This window comes from Mesorhizobium sp. M1D.F.Ca.ET.231.01.1.1, from assembly GCF_003999155.2.
Taxonomy (GTDB): Bacteria; Pseudomonadota; Alphaproteobacteria; order Rhizobiales; family Rhizobiaceae; genus Mesorhizobium.
Window position 1 is genome coordinate 1 of record NZ_RZOZ02000248.1, and the last position, 292, is coordinate 292.

Below are 292 nucleotides of genomic sequence, written 5' to 3' on the forward strand. Positions count from 1 at the left end.
GACAAGGCCGGCAACGAATACGGGTTTTGCCGCCTGCCCAATGGACGCCTGTGCGAGGAGTGGGCGCTGTTTCGCGACAACAAATGCGTCGGGCCGAAGGCCGCGATGCGTCGGAACTGACGCGTCTGTTGGAAGCGGCGCAAGCCGTGTCGTGCGGTCCCGTCGATGACATGGCGCGCCGCCGTGATAGGGTGAGCCATGTCCGAAGCACAGTCCCATTCGCATCTGTGGCCAGGCGTGCCGCTTGCCCTTGGCTCGGCCGCCTTGTTCGGCGCGACGCCGCCGCTGTCCA

1 protein-coding gene is annotated in these 292 nt (G+C 66.4%); it reads left to right on the plus strand.

The window, feature by feature from the left end; genetic code table 11:
* Positions 1-120, plus strand: a 120-nt coding sequence (locus EN874_RS33155) for a DUF333 domain-containing protein (protein ID WP_127428870.1), incomplete at its 5' end; no start/stop codon positions are given.
* Positions 121-292 lie beyond the last annotated feature (172 nt).